The sequence below is a fragment of the Saccharopolyspora sp. NPDC000995 genome (assembly GCF_053599315.1).
Genome location: NZ_JBSFLZ010000328.1, coordinates 1 through 1,460 on the forward strand (window position 1 = coordinate 1; position 1,460 = coordinate 1,460).

1 pseudogene is annotated in these 1,460 nt (G+C 66.5%); it reads left to right on the plus strand.

Features of this window, described 5'->3' with window-relative positions:
* A pseudogene (locus ACWDKQ_RS36130) lies at positions 1-1,460 on the plus strand (hypothetical protein); the annotation flags it as partial.

The following is a 1,460-nucleotide window of genomic DNA, read 5'->3' on the forward strand; positions in this document are numbered from 1 at the left end:
CGATCATGCTGGCCGGTACCGATCCGGGGATCTACCGGGAGCTGGATCGGTTGATGGAGGATCCGGATCTGCTGGGTTATGACGACCAGACCAGGAATGAGGGGGCCTGGCTGGAGAAGCTGGCGGAGTTCCTGGAGTTGTTGCCGCTAAGCGAGGCGGGGCAGGCGCAGGTGGTGCAGCTTTTCGCCTGGACACGCCCGTGGACGTTGACTGGTGACGATGCCGGCCACTCGGCGTTGGTGGTGGGCCTGCCCGAACAGTCGGTGCTGTTCCCGGGCCCGGATGTTTCGAAGGCGCAGGTCGTCGCCGATGCGTACTCGTACCAGTTGTACAAGGACGCGAGCCTTGTCGTGGCCCGGTTGGCGCCGGATGGTAACGGGGTTCTCCTCCGGGATGAGGTTATCGATTTCGGTAGTTTCGCCGGGTTGCTGGAAAAGCGCTTGGTCGGGCGAGGAAACGATCTGTGGACGTTGCTGGCGATTCCCGGTGCTCCGGCTGCGCTGCTGGCAGAGGTGCTCGCGGTCGTTGCGGGACCGGTGCTGGCCACGGTGCAGGAGGTGTACGAGACCCCGGACGGGCGGCTGCTCGCTGGTGTGTACGAAACGGATCAAACCGGTCGTGTTCACTTCCGTCCCAGCATTGGTGGGTGGATGGAACTCACCGACGAGAACCCGCTCGGTGTGTTCACCGGTAAGGCCGATCTGGGCGAGGCGTTGACGGACTCCAGGACCAGACTGTCTGGCGAACCCGCGCAGGGCTATCGGTACTGGCCCGCACGCGCAACGCAGAACCCGCATGTGCCCGAGGACGCCGCGGCGCCGGGAACAGCGCCGGCTGGTGTGCCGGCGGTAGAGCGGGCGTGGCATGACGCCGGCCTGCCGCAGGATGCGCAGGCCATCGGCGGGAGTGAGTTGGGGGCTGGGTATCGGTTCCTGCAGGGGGTGAACCAGGCCAATTACGACTCTGGTGATGCGCGTTACCAGAAGAATTGCCTGGAAGCGTTTGTGGCGTTCCGTAATTCCCTGAAGTTCAACCGGCAGTTTGTGGCGGGGCCGGCCGGTCGTGATCGGGATCCGGCTCGGTTGGAGGTGGCGTTGGGGGAACCGGCCCGGCGGGTGGATGGTGTGGCCGTGGCTGAGCAGTACGTGCACAGCGGGCCGGTGGGGGAGGCCGTGCCGGTGATTTACCAGCGGCCGGACGGTAGTGCGCATGTGATCGCTGCGGTGCATGCAGTCGGCCGCGATGGGCAGGGGCGGGTGGATCTGCTGGATCCGCAGACGGGCAAGGCCGTTGCGAAAGATGATGTTGCTGCGGCGGTCGGGATGTGGGTGATTCCGGCGTCGGGGATGGGACCGGATCGGGAGGTGGTGTTGCCGCCCAGTGGTCCCGCACTGCGGCACCTGGGCAGGGGTGCCGGGCTGCCCACCGACGTGACGGGTCCCCCACGCCGGGACGGTGCG